Raw genomic sequence first — 3,338 nt, forward strand, 5'->3', positions numbered from 1 at the left:
GGCGGACCCGTGTGTCCGCCCTTTTTTGTGCCTGATTGTTTTCCCATAAATAACCCGTTGAAACACATAAGGGCGGAAACATTCCGCCCCTACGAACAAGGAAATTGTCAATTGTCAATTCTCAATTGTCAAAGTTTTTCGGTAAAGCGCTGGATTGGAAAGGACTTCGAGCGCCTTGGCCAGCACATCGTCGTCTTTCAACCCGGCGAGGAGTTCGCCCTTCTGATAATAATAACGCTTCACGATTTCCGTCTCGAGGAGTTTCTTCACCTCCGTCTTGAAGCGGTCGAAATCGCGGTCGAGGTCGGGCGTGAGCTTCGCTTCCAACGTCTTGAACCACGTCGTATCGCCCTCCAGATAGCCCTCGAACTCAGCCACCTCCTTGAGGTTCTTCAGTGCCTTCTCGCTCTGGCGGTCGTAGGTAAAGCCCTTCTCCCGCTCGTAGGCTTTCAGGGCCTCGAAATCGGCGTCGCTCACCGAGAAGTCCTCGACAGGCGGGATTTCCTTGTGCTGCTGCGCCCAGTTCGTCACAAAATCGAAGAAGGCAGTATCGACCGCGAGGTAATAGAGCATCGTGGGGAGCTTCGGTTCCTTCACTTCAAACTCCGGACGGACACCGCCCCCATCGCGCACCGGACGGCCATTCGAGGTATAAAACACGTGCGTCAGGCTGTCCGGAATCGCCGCCACCGAACCATCGGCCCGCCGGTGCGTGTAGTCGAGCTGCTGGATGCAACGGCCGCTCGGGATGTAATATTTACTAATCGTCACCTTCAGACTGCCGTTGTAGGGAAGGTCGCGCGTGGACTGCACGAGCCCCTTGCCATACGAACGCTGGCCGACGAGCACGGCACGGTCCATATCCTGCAGCGAGCCGGAGACAATCTCCGAGGCCGAGGCCGAATTGCCATTGATAAGCACCGCAAGCGGCATCACCGTGTCGATAGGCTCGCTCGACGTGCGATAAGTACGGTCCATCTGCGGATGCTTCGACTTCGTGGAAAGCACCACGCTACCTTTCGGGACGAACATGCCCACGATTTGCACCGCCGACTCGAGGACACCGCCGCCATTGTTGCGCAAATCGAGTACAAGCTGCTTGATATGATGGTTGTCGCGCAAATCGAGGAAGGCCTCCTTCACCTCCTGTGCACTCTTGTCGGTAAAGCTCTTGAGGTAAATATAGCCGATACTATCTTGCTTCACGCCATACCAGGTGACCTGGTTCTCTTGGATTTGCCGACGGATGATATCCACCTTGCGCGGTTTCTTCTCGCCCGGACGCTGAATCGTAACCGTCACCTTTGTATTAGGCACGCCGCGGAGGAGTTCGCTCACCTTATCATTCGTAAAGGTAGAGACCTCGGTCGTATCGATGGCGATAATCAAATCCCCCGCCTTGAGGCCCGCCTCGGCTGCCGGCGAACCCTCGAAGGGCTCGACAATCATGACGTGTCCCCGCTCGTTGCGCTGACGGATATAGGATCCGATACCCGCATATTCGCCCGTGACGAGATGCTTGAAATCATCCATCTCTTGCTCCGGGATATACTCCGTGTACGGGTCGAGGCCGCCGAGCATCGCCCGGATACCACGCTGCACCGACTTCTCGACATCAAACGTATCGACATAAAACATCTCCGTCTCTTTCACGACGGCATTGAAAATCTCCAAATTCTTGCTCACCTCGAAGTGGTTATCCTTCTTCTCTTGCGCTTGCGCGGGGAATAAAACCAGTCCCGACAAGAAACAAGCGCCTATCCAAGCCAAAATATTCTTACGTTGCATTCTTCTGTTCTTTATAAAAGCGTGTAAAAGTACGTATTTCCTGTAGGCCTATGCCAAAATAGACTTCACTTTTAACTTTATTTGTTCCCATCTGTCGGCCGGAATCTGCGGACCGATGACGCGGATGACCTCTCCCGCCAAGCACGACCCGATACGCGCCGCCTGCTCCCACGTCGCCCCGACAGACAAACCATACAAGAATCCAGCTGCGAAGTTATCACCCGCACCTGTCGTATCTATCGGCTTTCCGCCTTCCGCTTCCACCTGGAAAACATCCGCCTGATGCCCAATGAGCGCTCCCTCTTTCCCGAGCGTGATGGCAACTGTATCTACCAGCCCAGCCAACGAACGGATTGCAGCCCGCGGTTCCTCGCCCGTAAACGCCTCCGCCTCGCTGGCATTGCAAAAGAGGATATCCACATACTGCGGGACAATTTCCTGCAAAAGCGGCTTGAAGGCATTCACGATATTGTAGTTGGCGAGATCGAGTGCCACACGCAATCCGAGACGTTTCGCCCGCGCCATCGTCTCGCGCACCAAAGCCTCGTTGACGACCAAATAACCTTCTATATATATAATATAGTACGCGCGAAGGATTTCATCCGTAATCTCTTCCGGACGAATCGTTGGAGCTGGCCCAAGGAATGTCCCCATCGTCCGTTCTCCATCCGGCGAAATAAAAACCGTACACGAACCACTCGGCCCATTCGAACGAAGTAACCACGAATCCGCACCTGCCGCCTCTATCGCCTGCTCGTAAAAACGCGCCAAGTCATCATCACCTACTTTCCCGATAAATCCGGACTCGCCACCCAGCAAGGCAATCGCCCGCATGGTATTGCAATTCGAACCTCCGGGCGCTTTCGTCGTTTTGCACCCTTCTTGATACTTCCGGATGATACCCATTTGCTTTTCCGTAATCATATCCATCGCACCCTTTTGAATGCCTATAAGTCGCAGCATATCATCACTTTCCAACTGCGACAAGACATCCACCAGCGCATTGCCTAATCCTAATACTTTCATTTTCCTTGAAAATTTTCTGCAAATATATTGCATATTCCGAAAATACGCTGTACTTTTGCAGTGCAATTTCAGAAAGGCTTCTGGAAAAGCAAAAATTCTTCCTTAGCTCAGTTGGTTAGAGCATCTGACTGTTAATCAGAGGGTCCTTGGTTCAAGTCCAAGAGGAAGAGCACAAACATTCTTCTTTAGCTCAGTTGGTTAGAGCATCTGACTGTTAATCAGAGGGTCCTTGGTTCAAGTCCAAGAAGAAGAGCACAAAATAAACATTCTTCCTTAGCTCAGTTGGTTAGAGCATCTGACTGTTAATCAGAGGGTCCTTGGTTCAAGTCCAAGAGGAAGAGCAAGAGAGACGCAATCCGCGCCTCTCTTTTTTATTTATGTATCTCCATACATTTAGATAATGATAGAGGAACCAGGCTCAGTAGAAATTTAGTGGGGATAAATTTGTTAGTTTGAAGAACAAACCTTTATTTTGCAGTATGGAAAACGATTATTTGAACATACTTGCCGGTATTGTACTCCCA

2 protein-coding genes and 3 tRNA genes are annotated in these 3,338 nt (G+C 51.7%); 3 read left to right on the top strand and 2 right to left on the bottom strand.

Annotation, left to right across the window (positions count from 1 at the left end; translation table 11 throughout):
- Positions 1–114: 114 nt before the first annotated feature.
- Both B5F77_RS15260 and B5F77_RS15265 read right to left on the bottom strand, forming a co-directional pair.
- A complete protein-coding gene (locus tag B5F77_RS15260; protein WP_087332317.1) occupies positions 115–1,788 on the bottom strand; it encodes a S41 family peptidase in 1,674 nt (557 codons plus the stop codon).
- Between the two features lie 48 nt (positions 1,789–1,836).
- Complete coding sequence (locus B5F77_RS15265; protein ID WP_087332319.1) at positions 1,837–2,814, bottom strand: adenosine kinase; 978 nt, start codon at positions 2,812–2,814, stop codon at positions 1,837–1,839.
- A 96-nt stretch (positions 2,815–2,910) separates the two neighbouring features.
- On the opposite strand from B5F77_RS15265, the gene B5F77_RS15270 reads away from it, so the two are divergent.
- The 3 genes from B5F77_RS15270 (at position 2,911) to B5F77_RS15280 (ending at position 3,155) form a co-directional block, all read left to right on the top strand.
- A tRNA-Asn gene (locus tag B5F77_RS15270) sits at positions 2,911–2,984 on the top strand.
- A gap of 9 nt (positions 2,985–2,993) precedes the next feature.
- Positions 2,994–3,067 (top strand) — tRNA-Asn (locus tag B5F77_RS15275).
- Between the two features lie 14 nt (positions 3,068–3,081).
- Positions 3,082–3,155, top strand: a tRNA-Asn gene (locus B5F77_RS15280).
- Positions 3,156–3,338: the final 183 nt, after the last annotated feature.

It is taken from the genome of Parabacteroides sp. An277 (assembly GCF_002159645.1).
Taxonomy (GTDB): Bacteria; Bacteroidota; Bacteroidia; order Bacteroidales; family Tannerellaceae; genus Parabacteroides.

Excerpts from the sequence above, each read along its gene's own strand:
- B5F77_RS15260 (WP_087332317.1), bottom strand. The coding sequence starts at position 1,788 with ATGCAACGTAAGAATATTTTGGCTTGGATAGGCGCTTGTTTCTTGTCG.
- B5F77_RS15265 (WP_087332319.1), bottom strand. The coding sequence starts at position 2,814 with ATGAAAGTATTAGGATTAGGCAATGCGCTGGTGGATGTCTTGTCGCAG.